Raw genomic sequence first — 15,488 nt, 5'->3', positions numbered from 1 at the left:
CGTAATCGGCGCCATATGAAGACGAAACCTGGCGGCCACACACTGCCCGCATGACCATCGACGCCACGCCAAACCGTTCCCTTCCCCAGCCGGAGCCTCGCCTGCGCGATGCCGTGCTGCGCGTTCGACCCATCTGGCGCTTCGCCTCATCTATGCGTTTCTCCCCTGCCTTGCCTTCGCGACCAGCGACAGCTGCGGCATGTTGGTCTTCAGTCGTGTGGTACTGAGCGTCGGCGCGGGGTTCGTGGTCGGGATGCACATGGTCTCGGAGTGGTTCCCTCCGAACGAACTCGGGACGGCTGAGGGCATCTACGGCGGGCGGTGCATAACTTCGGTTCTGCCGCGGGGGCGGTCACCCTCCCCCACGTCGCCGGTGTCGTCGGGGGTCCCGCCGGCTGGCGGTGGGCCATCGCGCCGACAGGTGTCATCTCGGCCGCCTACCGGCTGCATTACCGGCGAACGGTCACCGACACCCCCTCAGGCCGTGTCTTCTCGGCCGCCTACTTCTGCACCTTCGGCTCGGAGCTCGCAGTGGTGACGATGCTGCCCGCGTTCTTCACCGACACCTTCGGGATCGGCACGACCGCCGCCGGAATGGTCGCCTCGGGCTTCGCGTTCATGAACCTCATCGCACGCCCGACGGGTGGGTTGCTCTCAGACCTGCTGGGTAGCCGCAAGCGGACCTTGTCGATCCTGCTGGTCGGCCTCGCTGGCGGCCACGGCCTCATGGCCACCATCGACAACGGCTGGCCGCTCCCGGTTGCCATCGCTACGTGCATGGTCTCCTCGTTCTTCGTCCAGTCGGGCGAGGGTGCGGTCTTCGCCATCGTGCCCATGGTGAAGAAGCGGGTGAGTGGTCAGATCTCGGGCATCGTCGGGGCCTACGGGAACCTGGGGGCGGTCGTGTTCCTCACGGCTCTGCTCTTCGTCGGATCGACAGCGTTCTTCCTGATCATCGCCGCTGCATCGATCGCCGGACTCATCGCGACCCGCTGGCTCGTCGAGCCGGTCGACTCCTTCAGCCCGGGACTCGTCGAGAACGACACGACGACAGCGAGCGAACCCGCGCTGCTCCAGCCACAGGTCATCCCCCCCCGTTTACCCGCCTGAACGCCATGACCGACGTGACCGGAACCACCACGCCGATCGACGAGTACCTCATCCGCCAACGCGTCTTGACCCCGGTCGAGCGCTTCGCCGCGCACATCGATGGCCACGAGCGCACGACGGCTTCCCGGCGCTGGCGGGATCTCGTACCGGTATCGCCTCCCGGACCCGGGGAGCAGTACGCGTTCGAGATCGATCTCGACCGCTGCACAGGATGCAAGGCTTGCGTGACGGCGTGTCACACCCTCAACGGCCTTGACGGCGACGAGTCGTGGAGGCGAGTGGGCACCCTACGGGGGATCGATCCCGCGACCGGATCCGGCATCATCCAGACCGTCACCCACGCCTGCCATCACTGCATCGATCCGGCGTGCCTCTCGGGATGCCCGGTCGACGCCTACCGCAAGGATCCGGACACGGGCATCGTCGCCCACCTCGATGACCAGTGCATCGGATGCCTGTACTGCACCATGACCTGTCCATACGAGGTGCCCGCGCCACACCGCGGGCTGGGGATCGTGCGCAAGTGCGACCTCTGCGCCGGCCGCCTCGCCGAAGGCGAGGCCCCCGCATGCGTCCAGGGTTGCCCCAACGACGCCATCGCGGTCACCGTCGTGCGTGTCGCCGACGTGGTGGCGACCCTCGCCGCTGACGCCAGGGCCCGGCTGCTACCGGGAGCGCCACCGTCGTCGCTCACGCTGCCCACCACGACCTACCGGTCCGAGCGCACGCTCCCCCGTGGCGCCCGGCCAGTCGACAACGGCGCCCTTCGACCCGCCCACGGCCACACCCCGCTGGTCGTGATGCTCGTGCTGACCCAGATCGCCGTAGGCTCCGCCACCCTCGGCTGGCTGATCGAGCTGGTCGCACCCTCAGCCGTCAGCAGCACCGGCCCGCTGGCGATCCTGGCACTGGGCACCGCTGTCGTGGCCCTCACCGCGTCTCTCACCCACCTCGGTCGCCCCCGGTACGCGTGGCGGGCGGTCCGAGGGGTCTCGCACTCGTGGCTGAGCAGGGAGATCGTGGCGTTCGGGCTCTTCGCGCTGTTCTCGGCCCTGTACGCGATGGCAGTCTTCACCGGTGCTCCGCGAGAGCTGTCGGTCGCTCTCGGCGGCGGGGCGACCACTGCGGGGGTGGCCGGGGTTGCCGCCTCGGTGATGGTGTACGCCGTGACCGGCCGGCGATCGTGGTCGGTGGTCCGCACCACGGCTCGGTTCGCGCTCACGTGCCTGCTGGGTGGCTCGCTGTCGGTGCTCACGGTGCTCTCGGCGGGTGGAGGTGACCCTCGGCTGATCACCGGAGCTGGCGCCCTGGGCATGGCGGCGGCCGCAGCGGCAGCACTCACCCACTGGCAGGCGCGGCGACGACGTGGCGACCGGGACGATCCGCTGGTCCTTCGCGGCTCGCTGTTGCGAGGTCCGCTCGACGTGCCGTCCACGGCGCGGTTACTCCTCGCGCTGGGGGTGCTGCTCCTGGTTCCCGCCATCCTGGCCGTCGCGTCGTCATCACCGGGGGCTTCGCCGGGCGCGGCCACCTTGGGCACCGTGTCGGCGGCGACGGCCATCTGCACCGAGCTACTCGAACGGCACTTGTTCTTTCGCACCAGTGGCGGGCCCCGGCTGCCCACTGGAGGAGCATGAAGATGTTCGAGCGGCTCGTGCCCGTGCGGACCGAGGGCCAGCTCTCGTCCCGGCTCGGCCGCCGAGCCGGAGGGTTCCACCTCGGTCAGGTGCCAGCTGACCGGGTGCCCGACATGATCACCCGCAGCGTGTGCGGGTATTGCTCTGTCGGCTGCGGCCTCGATGTCCATCTGCAAGGCGGTCGAGCAATCGGGATCACACCATCGCCGACCCATCCCGTGAACCAGGGTTCGGCGTGCCCGAAGGGCTGGGAGCTCCTCGCTCCGATGGAAGCCCACGACAGAGCCGGTACCCCGATGCGCCGCAGCCCCGCTGGACGGCTCGAGCCGGTGAGCTGGCCAGAGGCTCTCCGGGCCTTCGTGTCCGGAGTGCGCGAGGTGCAAGCTGCCTACGGGCCGGACAGTGTCGCCTTCCTGTCGACGGGCCAGATCCCCAGTGAAGAGATCGCCCTGCTGGGTCTGCTGGCTCGCAGCGGACTCGGCATCCGCCACGGCGACGGCAACACCCGACAGTGCATGGCGTCGACGGTCGTGGCGTACAAGGAGTGCTTCGGCTTTGATGCACCCCCCTACACCTACGCCGATCTCGAGCTGGGCGACGTGATCGTGTTCTGGGGTGCCAACCCGGCCATCGCGCACCCGATCCTGTGGGAGCGAGCGCTGCGAAACCCGAACCACCCGGAGATCGTGGTGGTCGATCCGCGGCGCACCGAGACCGCGATGGTCGCGACCCATCACCTCCAGCTCCGGCCGAAGACCGACCTGGCCCTGGCCTACGCAGTCGGGCACGTCCTGATCCGCGACCGGCTGGTGGACCGGCGTTTCGTGGAAGCGCACACTTCCGGTTTCGAGAGCTACGCCGCGCACGTCAAGCGGTTCCCACCCTCGGTCGTGGCCGCAGACTGCGATCTCGCCGAGAGCGAGATCGAGGCTCTGGCCCATGTGATCGGTACCGGACGTGCCGTGTCGATCTGGTGGACGATGGGGGTGAACCAGTCCCATCAAGGGGTGCGTACCGCACAGGCGCTCATAGCGCTCGCGCTGCTGACCGGCAACATCGGCGAGCCGGGTACCGGGGCGAACTCGATCACCGGCCAGTGCAATGCGATGGGCTCGCGGCTGTTCGCCAACACAACCTGCCTCTTCGGAGGCCGAGACTTTGAGAATCCGGAGCACCGGGCCGCGGTCGCAGGAGCACTCTCGATCGACGAAGCCGTGCTGCCCCGGGAACCGAGCTGGTCGTATGACCGCATCATGGAGGGGATCGCCTCCGGTGCGATACGGGGCCTCTGGGTCATTGCCACCAACACCGCGCATTCCTGGATCAACCAGTCCGACGCCCGCGAGCTACTCGGGCGCCTGGAGTTCCTGGCCGTCCAGGATCTCTACCACGACACGGAGACCGCCCGGTTCGCGCACCTCCTGCTCCCAGCCGCCGGCTGGGGCGAGAAGGAGGGAACCTTCATCAACAGCGAGCGCAGGCTGGGTCTGATCAAAGCGGTGCGGCGTCCCCCTGGTCAGGCGCTGGCAGATTTCTGGATCTTCAAGGCCATCGCGTCCGCTGCTGGCTGCGCCGCCCTCGTTGCTCCGTGGGAGTCGCCCGAGGCAGCGTTCCGGCTCCTCCAGCGGCTGACCGCAGGAATGCCCTGCGACATCACCGGCGTCGACGGCTGGGAGCACATCGACACCGGTGCGGCTCAGTGGCCCTACCCCGACGGCGCCGATCGCCCGAGCCCCGGAGAGGTCGAGCGGCGCCTGTTCTCCGACGGCCGCTTCCACACGCCAGACGGCCGGGCTCGCTTCGTCGTCGACGATCCGACCCCGCCGCCAGAACGACTCTCGTCCTCCTACCCGCTGGTGCTGCTCACGGGACGCGGCTCCTCTGCGCAATGGCACACCGGGACCCGTACCTCGCGCGCTCCGGCACTCCGCCTGTTGGCACCGGAAGGTGGCGTCGTGGAGATCCACCCCGACGACGCAGCCGTCCGTGGCATCGCGACCGGGGATCCGGTGGAGGTGCGATCAGCGCGTGGCTCGATGGCGGCCACGGCCCTGGTCTCCCCCACAGTGCGCCGGGGAGAGGTGTTCGTCCCAATGCATGCCGCATCGACCAACCAGCTGACCTTCCCCGTCTTCGACCCTCACTCCCGCCAGCCCGGCTACAAACACTGTGCGGTTGACGTGCGGCGGAGGTGACCGCCACGGCGAGATGAGGTGAGAGAGCCCGGCCCGATCGGTCAGCGGTCGGCGGTGGCCGGATCGCTGAGGAGCGAAGGGCCGTGCCGCTCGAGCTGCGCGGCGTAGAACGCTGCGTGCTCGGTGGCCATGCGCGCCATGGAGAACCGTTCCTCGGCGACCTGCCGGCACGACGCCCGATCCAACTCGGGCACCCGCTCGAGCGCCCGGAGCAACGAGTCCTCGTCGTTGCGGAGGAAGCCGGTCTGCCCATCGTCGACGATCTCCGGGGCGGAGCCGAACGGGGTCGCCACCACCGGGGTGCCGTGAGCCAGCGCCTCGATCATCACCATTCCGAACGGCTCCGCCCAGGCGATGGGATTGAGCAGGCACAGGGCATCTCGGAGGAGCTGGCCCTTCGCCACCGGGCCCACCTCACCCACGTATTCGATGTCACCGCCGAGCATCGGCCGCACCCGCTCGGCGAAGTACTCGAGCTCGGCCCGCTCCTGCATCTTCGCCGCGATCTTGAGCGGTACACCCGCCCGGCGGGCAACCGTGATGGCGGTGGTGACCCCCTTGTCCGGGCTCATCCGACCGAGGAAGAGCGCATATCCACCGCCACCGTCGCCCACCTCGCAGCGCGAGAGGTCGATCCCATGATGGATCACCGCGCCGATCGGGATGCTCCCCGCAGTCGACGCCTGGTGGTGCGAGATGGCGATGATCGGTACCCGCCGACCGACCCGGCGCAGAACCGCTGCCAGGTCGCCCTCGAACGGACCGTGGTTGGTGGTGACCACCGGCAGGGTCGGGAACGCCTCCCCCCAGGCCAGACCGGTGATGGTGTGGTCGTGCACGATGTCCGCCCGCCAAGCGGCAGCGGCGTCGTAGGCCTCGATCACGTGGTGCAGCTCCGCTGCGGGGCTGATGGCGGTGGTGCCGAGCGATCGTTCGAACACCCAGTGCCGCGCCACCGGGCAGGTGCTGTCACCGGTCGTGCACAGCAGCACCTCGTGACCCTGTTCCTCGAGACCTCGACAGAGCACGTCGAGTACCAGCTCGGTACCCCCGTAGCCGCTAGGCGGTACGGCCAACCACGGTGGAGCGATGACCGCAACCCTCACGAGCATCACCTCCCGATCGGAACGTCACCTACGCTGTGGATCGGTCTCCTCGCTGCGCTTCCTGGCAAGCCGGAGCCGGCGGAGCCGGCACTGCCGATCATCTACCAAGAGCATCGTGCCCGCGCCAAAGCAGCAACAGGACTACCAAGGCTCGGACAACATGAGCGCCCGCTCCACCCCCAAGGAACGCAGCACGCAGTAGCGGTGATTCCCGTCGAAGGGGTTCCCGGCGTAGGGATCGCGCACCAGCGGCTCCCAGATGAACGACGCCACGCACGTCGCCAACCACGGGTCGGGACAACGACGGGCGATGGCGATCTTGAGCGCCTCGGTGGTCCAGTCGACGCCGTCGAGATCGGCCCACAGCTCGATCGAAACGTCCATCGCCTCGGCCCACGGGCCCTGGTGGAAGTCGCACCGATCGACGTCCGGTTGCACGAGCAGCAACGCGGTCTCCACATCCGTCGCCGGTGCCGCTTCGATCTCGTCGCTGAAGCTGCAGCGACCCAGCTCTCGCAATGAACCAAGCATCGACAGCGGCTCCACCGAGAACAACTCGCGAGGGGCCAGCTGCGACGTGCGCACCTCAACCCGGGTACGGACTCCGAGCATCACGGACCTCCCATCCATCACGTATCTCCCATGCGATGACACCGCTGCCACCGGCACGGGCTGGCGGCTCGACGCCGTCAAACTCGTATTGCCCGCAACGGCCGCTCGGTTCCCGACTTCTTGCCCGGCGATCAGCTCCAGGGAGCGCCGTGGCCGAAGAGGCGCCGATGCTGCACCGCCCACCTCGACCGCTCGACGGCGAGGAGGTAGACGTCCTCATACCGGCCGTCGACGTACTCGTGCTCACGCAGGCGGCCCTCGACATCGAACACCCGCCCAGCACCACTGGCGAAGGCGACGTAGTTGTCAGCGAGGCACTCGGCATAGACCTTGCGGAGATCGAACTGCGCGAAGAGGTAACTCAGGAACACCGCCACCCCTTCGAGCGCGAGCCCGCTCCCCACCCACTCAGGATCCTCGATGACCGCCAGGTGGACCGTTCGGTTGCGGGCATCGAGCTCGAACGCGGAGACCACTCCCACGCGACGCCCGTCCCGGCAGGTGACGACGAACTGGGCCAGCACCTCCTCCCAGAGCAGCCGCCGCATCCCCTCCGGGCTCGGGGTCCGGCCGCGCAGCCGGAATCGCACCAGGGCATCGCCCCATACGTGCAGCGCAGCAAGGTAGGGCTCGTCCTCGACCATCACCGGCCGCAGCCGCACATCGGGCCCCTCGAGGCGGCCGCGCGGGGTGGGCGGGACCACACCGAGCCCGGCACCGGCGCGCACCTGGTGGTACACATCGCCGAGGGTGCGGAGGCTGGCGATGAGATCCTCGGGCCACGGCTCGGTGCTCCAGCGCTCGGCCACGACGACCAGCTCCACCAGCGCGAGCGAGTCCAGGCCCAGGTCATCCACCAGCAGCGACTCCTCGGTCGCGTGGCTCAGGTCCACCCACAGCTCGGTCGAGATGACCGAGCAGAGCTCGGCGAACGTCGGTGCTGGTGGGGCATCCACCCGGTTCACGATTGTCGCCCCGCTCATGCGTAGTACTGGATCGACGTGACCTGCTGATCGAGCGTCGTGAGACTGCGGATCGTGCCATAGCTGCCGCCGGTCGTCTCCGACGGTCCCTGATAGCCCCAGTCACGCCAGTGCTTGATCGTGCCGCAGCGCAGGTGACGGGTGGAGCGGATGCGGTCGTTCCAGTCCGAAGGCAGGTTGAGGCCGCCGCCGTTGCAGTCGTTGCCGACCACCACGACGTACGAGCCACCACCGCCGACGCCGTCGTAGTGTGCGGCGAGGGCATTGCTCGGCCAGGATTCGGCGGCCATCGTCGCGGGACTGTCCGCCATCGCAGCACGGGGAGCGACCCCGAGTGAGGACAGCAACCCAGCGAAGGAGTCGAAGCACACGAGCTCCGCCACCTTGCCGGCCTCGACGTCTGCCCGATCCTGGATCTCGACCTGGCAGTAGCGCTCGCCGGCGACGCCCTCCGCAACGCCGGCGGGCTGATCAGCGAGCACCACGGTTGCTGATCCGACCAAGGCGAGAGCTGCCGGCAGCCCAGTTGTCGATCGCATCGGAACCCCCCGTGCCGTCCTCGTCAGAGGTTGTCCTCACCAGAGGTATTGCCCGGAGGGAACCCGCCGGTTCCTAGGTCGATCGGACCTCTTGGAGGGCATAGGCCATCCAGCCCACCTGGTCCCACGAGAACTCCGGCAGGGTCGGGACCCGGATCGCCACGGTCAGCGGCAGGCCCGAGATCGGATCGATGAGGACTGCCCACCCTCTCGGCCCCGCCGGGGACGCGGGATCCCCGCCCAGGAACAGCAGGCCCCGCCGCCCCAGCGGGTCGGTCGACTCGCCCACCAGGCGGCCGTGCCGCACGATGGACTCCACGGCGGCGGCCCGCACCGCGGGCGGGGTGATCGGCGCCGAGGCGACCTCGGCGAGTGCCAACGCCGCGTCGTCCGAGCCCGCGCGATCCGCGTGCGTTCGCCACACATGATCCTCGAGCGCCCCGACGGTGGTGGGCATGGCTCGAACCTGTTCGTAGGAGTAGCCCGCGAAGGGGCCCACGTTCTTCATGGCCTGGCCCGGCACCTCGGCTGACACGGGTGGCTCGGCATCGACGGAGCTGACCCACCGGACCTCGTCGAAGCTCTGACCCCAGGGCAGGATCCAGGCGTCACGGACCTCGATCTCACCGGGTGAGTCCGGGCGCCCGAGGATCATCCGGCGGAAGAGCGTCTCGCCCTCGCCGATCGGGCGATCGGGGTGCGAGCCGGCGAGGCGCACGAGGTCTGCCGTCGAGCGGTCGGGAAGGCGGCTCTGCACGTCCTGCGAGCGCTCTCGGTGACCGATCGCCAGCACCGCGACGACCATGAGCACCGCCAGCGCTCCTGCGACGGCCACCACGGGTCGCGGGGACCGGCGGCGCGAGTCCAGGGCACCCGCTGCGGGCTGGTCCTCGGGGCGGTCGAGCGTGAGGTCGATGACCGGCGGCTGCGACCGGGACATCGTCGTGGGGTCGCGTCTGCGGATGGGTCGCGACGGCGGATCGAGCTCGGCGATCCGGGCCAGGGCCCGGGCCCGGACGCGCTCGGCGGTTTCTTGGTCTGGCGTACCGACCGGCGCCTCGAACCACTCCATCACGTCCAGCTCGTCCATCGATGTGCCTCGCTCAGCCCTGCAGGTCCAGGGTGCCCTGGACCGCCCTCCGCAGCCTCCCCCGAACTCGATTGATCCTTGACCTCACTGTACCGATTGGTAGCGACAAGGTTGTCGCCACCTCAGCATAGCTGAGACCGGCCACCGCATACAGGTAGATGCAATCACGATCCGTGGGACCGACCTCCAGCAGGGCTGCTGCCACCTGCGGCCACACCTCCCGAGCCGCGACCCCCTCCAGCACCTCCCGCTCACCGCTAGGCACGGAGACCGGCTGGTGCCAGCGAGCCAGCGCTCGCAGCTTGCGCTCCTCGGTGCGGCGGTGCCGCCGGACGAGGTTCGTGGCGATGGCGAACAGCCAGGTCGAAGGCGACCCCAGCGACGGGTCGAAGCGGTCCCGCCGGATCCAAGCCTGAGCAAAGGCCTCCGCGGTCAGCTCCTCCGCATGGTCCGGACCGACGCGACGGGCCACGTAGCGGTAGAGAGACCGGAAGTAGGCGGAATACAGCTCGTCGAAGGAGCCCAGACCCTGCGGCTGCGACACCGCTTCCTGCTCGTCGCGTCCACGCACCCGTCAGCCCGTTCCGGCGACTCGGCTCGCGCCCGGGTCGCTCAACGCCTCCTCCTGTCGGCGACGACCATAGCGTCGGGCATCACCATCCATCGGCGCGTGAGGCCTCGAAGTGAAGCAGGCTGCGGGTCCCAGAGGCGGGCTACCGCCACTCGGGGGTGATGCCCGGTGCTGCGACCCTGCGGCACCGTCGGGACTTGCGTAGGGTCATGGACATGACGCAGGCCGGTGTGGCCCTGCTCGTCGCCTACGTGGTGGGCGCTGTGCCGTTCGCCCAACTCGCGGCACGCCTCACCCGGGGGACCGATCTGCGCCTGGTGGGCAGCGGCACGGTGTCGGGGACCAGCCTGTACCAGGTCGCCGGCTTCTGGCCACTGGCCATCGCCGGGGTGCTCGACGTGGGCAAGGGCGCAGCCGGACCACTGCTCGCGTCCCGATCGCCGACCTTGGCCGCGCTCGCCGGTGGTGCAGCGGTCGCCGGGCACAACTGGTCCCCCTTCCTGCGCTTCGCAGGCGGCCGTGGGATCTCCCCGGCCATCGGGGCGCTCACCGTCACCGCCTGGCCTGGGGCGGTACTACTGCTCGCGGGGCTCGCCATCGGCCGCCTGACTCGCCAGACCGGCGCGGTGTGCTTCGTCGTCTACCTCGCCCTGGTACCGCTTGCGGCCACGAGCCGAGGATCGGCCGGGGCGCTCGCGGCGGCCGCGGTGCTCATCCCCATGCTCGTCAAGCGACTCGCGGGCAACCGACCGCCGGCCGAGCGAACCGCGACGACCTACCTCCGGCGACTGGTCTTCGACCGGGACGAGCCGCCGCCACGGGACCGGAGCCCAGGGCGGCCACGGTGACCGTCGCCATCGTCACCGACAGCGCCACGGCGCTCCCGCCGGCGCTCGCCGAACGTCACCGGATCACGGTGGTGCCGATGTGGCTCCAGGTCGGCGGCGAGCGGGTGCGCGAAGGCGAGCGCTCCTTGGAGGAGCTGGTCGCCGCCAGCGGCGTCACGACCTCGGGGCCGTCACCGGGCGAGTTCATCGAGGCGATCGAGCGGCGGCGGTCGCGCGACGGCGTGCTGGTGGTGACCATCGCCGCGTCCATGAGCAGCACCCACCAGGCAGCGGTCATCGCCGCGGGCGCCCTCGACGCGCCGGTCCGGGTGGTGGACTCCACCACCGCCGCCGGCGCGGAGGCGCTCGTCGTGCTGGCCGCGGCCGAGGCCGCCGAGCGAGGTCTCGGCCTCACCCAGGTCGCCGCGGCCGCGGAGCGAGCCCGGGAGGCGGTGCGGTTGGTGGCCACGATCCCCTCGCTGGAGCACCTGGCCCGCAGTGGTCGGGTACCGGGGATCGCCGGGTGGGCCGGCGACCGGCTGGGCATCAACCCCCTGTTCGAGTTCCGCCGGGGCGAGGTGCACCGGCTCCGCCCGGCCATGAGCCGGCAGGCCGCGCTCGACCGGATCGTGTCCCTGTGCCGGCGGGGTGCGAGCCCCGGGCACCGGCTCCACGTGGCGGCGTTGCACGCGCTGGCCCCCGACGACGGGCACCGGCTGCTCGAGCAGGTGCGGGACCTGCAGCCCGCCACCTCGTTCGTGAGCGAGTTCGGGTCGGTGATGGTGGTCCACACCGGCCCCGGCCTCGCCGGGCTGGCCTGGTGGTGGGAACCCACCTAGCGGGAATCGCCCAGGATCCACTCCACCGCGCCCACGATGGTGGGCGTGGCCTGGGCCCCGAACGCGTGGCCCATCCCCGCGACGAGCTCCAAGCGGCACGGTTGGCGAGCCGCGGCGAACAACTCGTGGGCATCCGTGGAGCTGATGAAGCGGTCGGCGGCACCGTGCACGACGACCAGCGGCGAGGCGAGCAGGGACACGAGCTCCACCGGCGGCAGCGGGTTGGTCCACCGGGGGGCGATGCGCACCCGCATCAGGCGATCGGCGAGCAGCCGGCCAGGGATCGTGCGGGTGAGCAAAGCCGACGCCAGACCCGCGGCACTCCGGGGCAGGCGCCACCGGGCGGGGCAGCTCACCGCCACGACGCCTGCCAGCGACGGGTCGGTGCTCGCATACCGCAGCGCGGCGATGGCCCCCATCGACGCCCCGACCAGCACGATCCGATCCGCCCGGGATGCCGCCAGCTCCACCGCCGCGGCCACGTCGTGGGCCTCGAGATCGCCGAGTGTCGAACGTCCGCCTGATCCGCCGTGCCCCCGGGCGTCGTAGGTGACCACGTCGAGCTGCCGCTGGTGGAGAGCTTCCGCAGTGGCGACCACCTCGGGGTGGTCCCGATGAGCGCTGAAGCCGTGGACCAAGACCACCGCGCCTCGGGGGGTGGTGTCGGTCAGCCAGCCGCGAGCGGCCAGGGCGACGCCGTCGGCGGTGATCAGGCTGGGTGTCGGCACTGCTCCTCCTGGCCGTGGGTGCTGCGCAGTGTAGGGAGAGCGGTGCCTGCTCGTCAGACGGGCGCAGGTGGCCGGCGAGACGGGGCTACTGGCCAGGAAGATCGACGGTGAGGGTCTCGCCCCCGGCCAAGGTCGCCTCGTGGTCCACCACCCCGATCCGCAGCGCCGGGGCGGTCGAGCGGCGGGCTTCGATCCGCAGGCTCTTCGGGGTCACATGCACGTCGAGCCAGTGCCCGCGGAAATGGATCGGGAACGCGAGCGACTGCAGCTCGGCAGGGAGCCGGGGGTTGAAGCGCAGGACCCCGTCGCGGATCTCGAGACCCGTGTAGCACCGCTGCACGAGGTCGATCGTGCCCGCCATCGCCCCGAGGTGGATGCCCTCCCGGGTGGTGCCGTCCTGCATGTCGAGATCACTGGCGAGCGCCTCGAGGAACACCTCCCACGATCGCTCCCGATCAGAGCGGGAGAGCACCCAGGCGTGGGCCACCCGGCTGAGCGTCGACCCGTTGGAGGTGCGCTCGAGGTAGTAGTCGATCGTGCGGGGGATGACCTGCGGGTCGAAGGGGTACCCGAGGTGGCGGAACAGCTCCTCGAGCTGCTCGGCGGAGAACAGGTAGAACAGCATGAGCACGTCGGCCTGCTTGGATGCCCGGTAGCAGTTCGGCGAGTCGCCCTCCGCTTCGAGGATGAGATCCAGACGACCGATGTTGCGGTACAGCGCCCGGTAGCGGTCCCAGTCGAGCTCCTCCAGATCGCCATAGCCCTCGAACTGCGCAGGGATGTCCCCGTCGAGGAAGGGGACGTGCAAGCGGCGACTCACCAGGTCCCAGTGGGTCAGCTCGTCGTCACGAAGGTCAAGCCGTTCCCACAGCTCACCCGCGGAGTTGCGGCTCAGCAACTGGTGAACCTCGATCGCTCGGCGCAGGAGCCACGACACCATCACGTTGGTGTAGGCGTTGTCGTCGATACCTGACCCCGGACGGTCGGGGTACCCGTCATGGAACTCGTCGGGACCCATCACCCCCCGGATGTGGAACCGCCCGTCGCCTCCATCGCAGGTGGCCAGGTCGGAGAAGTAGCGGGCGATCTCGATGAGCATCTCGGCGCCGTAGCCGGCGAGGAAGTCCTTGTCGCCGGTCACCTCGAAGTAGCCCCAGATGTTGTAGGCGATGGCCAAGCCGACGTGACGCTGCAAGCGTGAGTTGTCCGGCATCCAGCGCTGCGAAAGCGGGTTGAACAGCATGGTCGGGGTCTCCTCCCGACCCTCGCTGCCGCTCTGCCACGGATACCTCGCTCCCCGGCGACCCTCCTGCCTCGCCAGCCGGCGGGCGGCATCGAGGCGACGCCAGCGATACAGCAACAGCTCCCGGGTGAGCGCGGGGAACCGCATGGTGAGCAGCGGGACCACCAGCAGCTCGTCCCAGAACACGTGCCCGTGGTAGGCCTCACCGTGTAGCCCCCTGGCGGGGACCCCGACGTCACGGTCGACGATCCTCGGTGACAGCGTCTGCAGGACGTGGAACACGTGGAGGTTCAGCGCCTTCGCCGCGCCACCATCACCGCCCACGAGCTGGAGCCGGCTGCGGGCCCACAAGTGCCTCCAGGCCATGGCGTGGGCCGAGAGCAGCTCGTCGAACCCACCTGCCCAGCCGACGGCAGTCCGAGCAGCGCTCACCGGCTCCGAGATGGCGTGGTCGAACGAGGTCGAGATCCCCACCACCTTCTCCACGGTGACCGCGGTGCCGTTGGTGATCGACAGTCGCAGCTCGTGATCGATCCGCCCGGCTCCGCGGACCATCTGCCGCTCGACCTCGATGGCTTCCTCCTCGCGCACCACCCTCGTGCGTGCAGCCACCGCGACCCGCACGTGGGACTGCACGGTCGCCGCCTCGAGCCAGAGCACCTCCCCCTCGTCATCGCCGCCGATGACCTCGAGGTGTCGACCGGCGAGATCCCGCTCGTCGGCCACGTTGCGGTTCTCGACCGATCCGTCGATGCCGGAACGGATCTCGATCACCCCCGACCAGTTCTCCGGGGTGATCGTCCACTCGAGGGCGCCGATGCTCGGCTCGGCCATCGAGAGCAGGCGACGCTCCGCGACGGTGGTGGTCCGACCCTCACCGTCGGTCACCCGCACCGCCCGGTGGAGCACCCCGCTACGCAGATCGAGGCGTTGCCGGTAGCCCTCGATCGCCATCTCGTGCAGATCGAGCCACCGGCCGCCGCTCGGACGGAAGGTGAGCGGCAACCAGTTCGGCAGGTTGACCATGCTCTCGTGCTCGAGGCGCCGGCCGTGGAGCTCGGAGAGCAGCCGGTTGAAGCACCCTGCGGCGTAGGTGCCCGGGTAGTGGCCTCGGCCCGCGTCGTGCTCGGGCGCCGCCCCGCGGGTGCCGAACACGCCGTTGCCGACCGTGCACAACGCCTCCCGATGGCCTTCCTGCCTGGGGTCGAACCCCTCGAAGTCGAGGTGCCAGGGATCGTCCCTCGCCGGCACCTCGTACCAGGGAGTGATGCACACCTGGTCCAGGTCGGCGACCACCACGTCCGCACCGTGCGCGATCAGGTCCCGCTCGGCTCGTCCGCTGCGGTCGACGCCGATCACGAGACCGAAGCCACCGGCGCGACCAGCTGCGACCCCGGCCACCGCGTCCTCGATGACCACGGCCCGCCCCACCTCGACGTCGAGCCGGCGGAGGGCTTCGAGGAACGTCGCCGGGTCGGGCTTGCCGGGCAGGTCGAGCCGGGCGATGTCGATCCCGTCGACATGGGCATCGAAGAGGTGACCCACCCCGGCTGCCTCGAGCACGGCCGCCCGGTTGCGGCTGGCCGTCACCACCGCGGTGCGCAGCCCCGAGCGCCGGGCGGCGCGGGCCAACGCTATCGAGGACGGGAACGCCTCGACCCCTTCGGTGGCGAGCACCTCGTGGAAGTAGCGGTTCTTGCGGTTGGCCAGCCCCCACGCGCTCGGTGCGGTCTCCGGGTCGGTGGGCTCACCGCGCTCGAGGCGGATACCTCGGCTGGCCAGGAACGACTCCACGCCATCGACCCGTAACCGGCCGTCGACGTACCGCCGGTAGTCCTCTCCATCGAAGGGCCGGCCGTCAGCTCCGGCTGGCGCCTTCCCGGCGAGGTATTCGTCGAACAGGCGCTTCCACGCCGCCTCGTGCACCCGGGCGGTGTCGGTGATGACGCCGTCCATGTCGAAGACGATGGCGTCGATGTCGGCCGGGTTCAGGGTGACCACGACACCT

The 15,488-nt window shown here is 69.9% G+C and carries 13 protein-coding genes; 5 read left to right on the top strand and 8 right to left on the bottom strand.

Annotation, left to right across the window (positions count from 1 at the left end):
- The first annotated feature begins 321 nt into the window (after nucleotides 1-321).
- Genes HZF19_RS10520 through HZF19_RS10510 form a run of 3 tightly spaced genes read left to right on the top strand, consistent with a single transcriptional unit; the run spans nucleotide 322 to nucleotide 4,942 of the window.
- On the top strand, nucleotides 322-1,110 hold the full coding sequence (locus HZF19_RS10520; protein WP_208028733.1) for an MFS transporter: 789 nt from the start codon (nucleotides 322-324) through the stop codon (nucleotides 1,108-1,110).
- Nucleotides 1,111-1,115: 5 nt separating this feature from the next.
- Entirely contained in the window at nucleotides 1,116-2,747 is a 1,632-nt protein-coding gene (locus tag HZF19_RS10515) for a DmsC/YnfH family molybdoenzyme membrane anchor subunit (RefSeq protein ID WP_208028732.1), read from the top strand.
- A 2-nt stretch (nucleotides 2,748-2,749) separates the two neighbouring features.
- Entirely contained in the window at nucleotides 2,750-4,942 is a 2,193-nt protein-coding gene (locus HZF19_RS10510) for a molybdopterin oxidoreductase family protein (RefSeq protein WP_208028731.1), read from the top strand.
- Nucleotides 4,943-4,983: 41 nt separating this feature from the next.
- On the opposite strand, the gene HZF19_RS10505 is transcribed toward HZF19_RS10510, so the two are convergent.
- From HZF19_RS10505 to HZF19_RS10480, 6 genes are all read right to left on the bottom strand, one after another.
- The gene (locus HZF19_RS10505) at nucleotides 4,984-6,048 is read right to left on the bottom strand and encodes a glycosyltransferase family 4 protein (protein WP_208028730.1); all 1,065 of its coding nucleotides are present in this window, start codon (nucleotides 6,046-6,048) and stop codon (nucleotides 4,984-4,986) included.
- A gap of 141 nt (nucleotides 6,049-6,189) precedes the next feature.
- Nucleotides 6,190-6,678, bottom strand: a complete 489-nt coding sequence (locus HZF19_RS10500; RefSeq protein ID WP_208028729.1) for a hypothetical protein — start codon at nucleotides 6,676-6,678, stop codon at nucleotides 6,190-6,192.
- A gap of 113 nt (nucleotides 6,679-6,791) precedes the next feature.
- Nucleotides 6,792-7,643, bottom strand: coding sequence for a GNAT family N-acetyltransferase (locus tag HZF19_RS10495; protein WP_208028728.1), 852 nt, complete (start codon nucleotides 7,641-7,643; stop codon nucleotides 6,792-6,794).
- Nucleotides 7,640-8,128 carry a hypothetical protein gene (locus HZF19_RS10490; RefSeq protein WP_208028727.1) on the bottom strand — a complete coding sequence of 163 codons (489 nt, stop codon included), beginning with the start codon at nucleotides 8,126-8,128 and terminating at the stop codon, nucleotides 7,640-7,642. The genes HZF19_RS10495 and HZF19_RS10490 overlap by 4 nt, the downstream gene beginning before the upstream one ends.
- A 127-nt stretch (nucleotides 8,129-8,255) precedes the next feature.
- Nucleotides 8,256-9,272, bottom strand: a complete 1,017-nt coding sequence (locus HZF19_RS10485) for a hypothetical protein (RefSeq protein ID WP_208028726.1) — start codon at nucleotides 9,270-9,272, stop codon at nucleotides 8,256-8,258.
- Nucleotides 9,273-9,285: 13 nt separating this feature from the next.
- Nucleotides 9,286-9,843 (bottom strand): RNA polymerase sigma factor, encoded by a 558-nt coding sequence (locus tag HZF19_RS10480; RefSeq protein WP_208028725.1) that lies wholly within the window; start codon nucleotides 9,841-9,843, stop codon nucleotides 9,286-9,288.
- A gap of 215 nt (nucleotides 9,844-10,058) precedes the next feature.
- Between HZF19_RS10480 and HZF19_RS10475 the strand changes: the two genes are divergently transcribed.
- Both HZF19_RS10475 and HZF19_RS10470 read left to right on the top strand, forming a co-directional pair.
- Nucleotides 10,059-10,691, top strand: coding sequence for a glycerol-3-phosphate acyltransferase (locus HZF19_RS10475; protein ID WP_208028724.1), 633 nt, complete (start codon nucleotides 10,059-10,061; stop codon nucleotides 10,689-10,691).
- Nucleotides 10,688-11,509 carry a DegV family protein gene (locus HZF19_RS10470; RefSeq protein ID WP_208028723.1) on the top strand — a complete coding sequence of 274 codons (822 nt, stop codon included), beginning with the start codon at nucleotides 10,688-10,690 and terminating at the stop codon, nucleotides 11,507-11,509. Before HZF19_RS10475 ends, HZF19_RS10470 begins: the two co-directional genes overlap by 4 nt.
- On the opposite strand, the gene HZF19_RS10465 is transcribed toward HZF19_RS10470, so the two are convergent.
- Complete coding sequence (locus HZF19_RS10465; RefSeq protein WP_208028722.1) at nucleotides 11,506-12,237, bottom strand: alpha/beta hydrolase; 732 nt, start codon at nucleotides 12,235-12,237, stop codon at nucleotides 11,506-11,508. The two genes, HZF19_RS10470 and HZF19_RS10465, sit on opposite strands and share 4 nt — an antisense overlap.
- A gap of 85 nt (nucleotides 12,238-12,322) precedes the next feature.
- Entirely contained in the window at nucleotides 12,323-15,481 is a 3,159-nt protein-coding gene (locus HZF19_RS10460) for a beta-phosphoglucomutase family hydrolase (RefSeq protein WP_208028721.1), read from the bottom strand.
- Nucleotides 15,482-15,488: the final 7 nt, after the last annotated feature.

The sequence above is a fragment of the Rhabdothermincola sediminis genome (assembly GCF_014805525.1).
Lineage (GTDB): Bacteria > Actinomycetota > Acidimicrobiia > Acidimicrobiales > Acidimicrobilacustridaceae > Rhabdothermincola > Rhabdothermincola sediminis.
This window is presented reverse-complemented; position numbering and strand designations above follow the sequence as displayed.

Coding starts and splice junctions, on each gene's coding strand:
- HZF19_RS10515 (WP_208028732.1), top strand. CDS start 1,116: ATGACCGACGTGACCGGAACCACCACGCCGATCGACGAGTACCTCATC.
- HZF19_RS10500 (WP_208028729.1), bottom strand. CDS start 6,678: ATGGATGGGAGGTCCGTGATGCTCGGAGTCCGTACCCGGGTTGAGGTG.
- HZF19_RS10495 (WP_208028728.1), bottom strand. CDS start 7,643: ATGAGCGGGGCGACAATCGTGAACCGGGTGGATGCCCCACCAGCACCG.
- HZF19_RS10475 (WP_208028724.1), top strand. CDS start 10,059: ATGACGCAGGCCGGTGTGGCCCTGCTCGTCGCCTACGTGGTGGGCGCT.
- HZF19_RS10485 (WP_208028726.1), bottom strand. CDS start 9,272: ATGGACGAGCTGGACGTGATGGAGTGGTTCGAGGCGCCGGTCGGTACG.
- HZF19_RS10510 (WP_208028731.1), top strand. CDS start 2,750: ATGTTCGAGCGGCTCGTGCCCGTGCGGACCGAGGGCCAGCTCTCGTCC.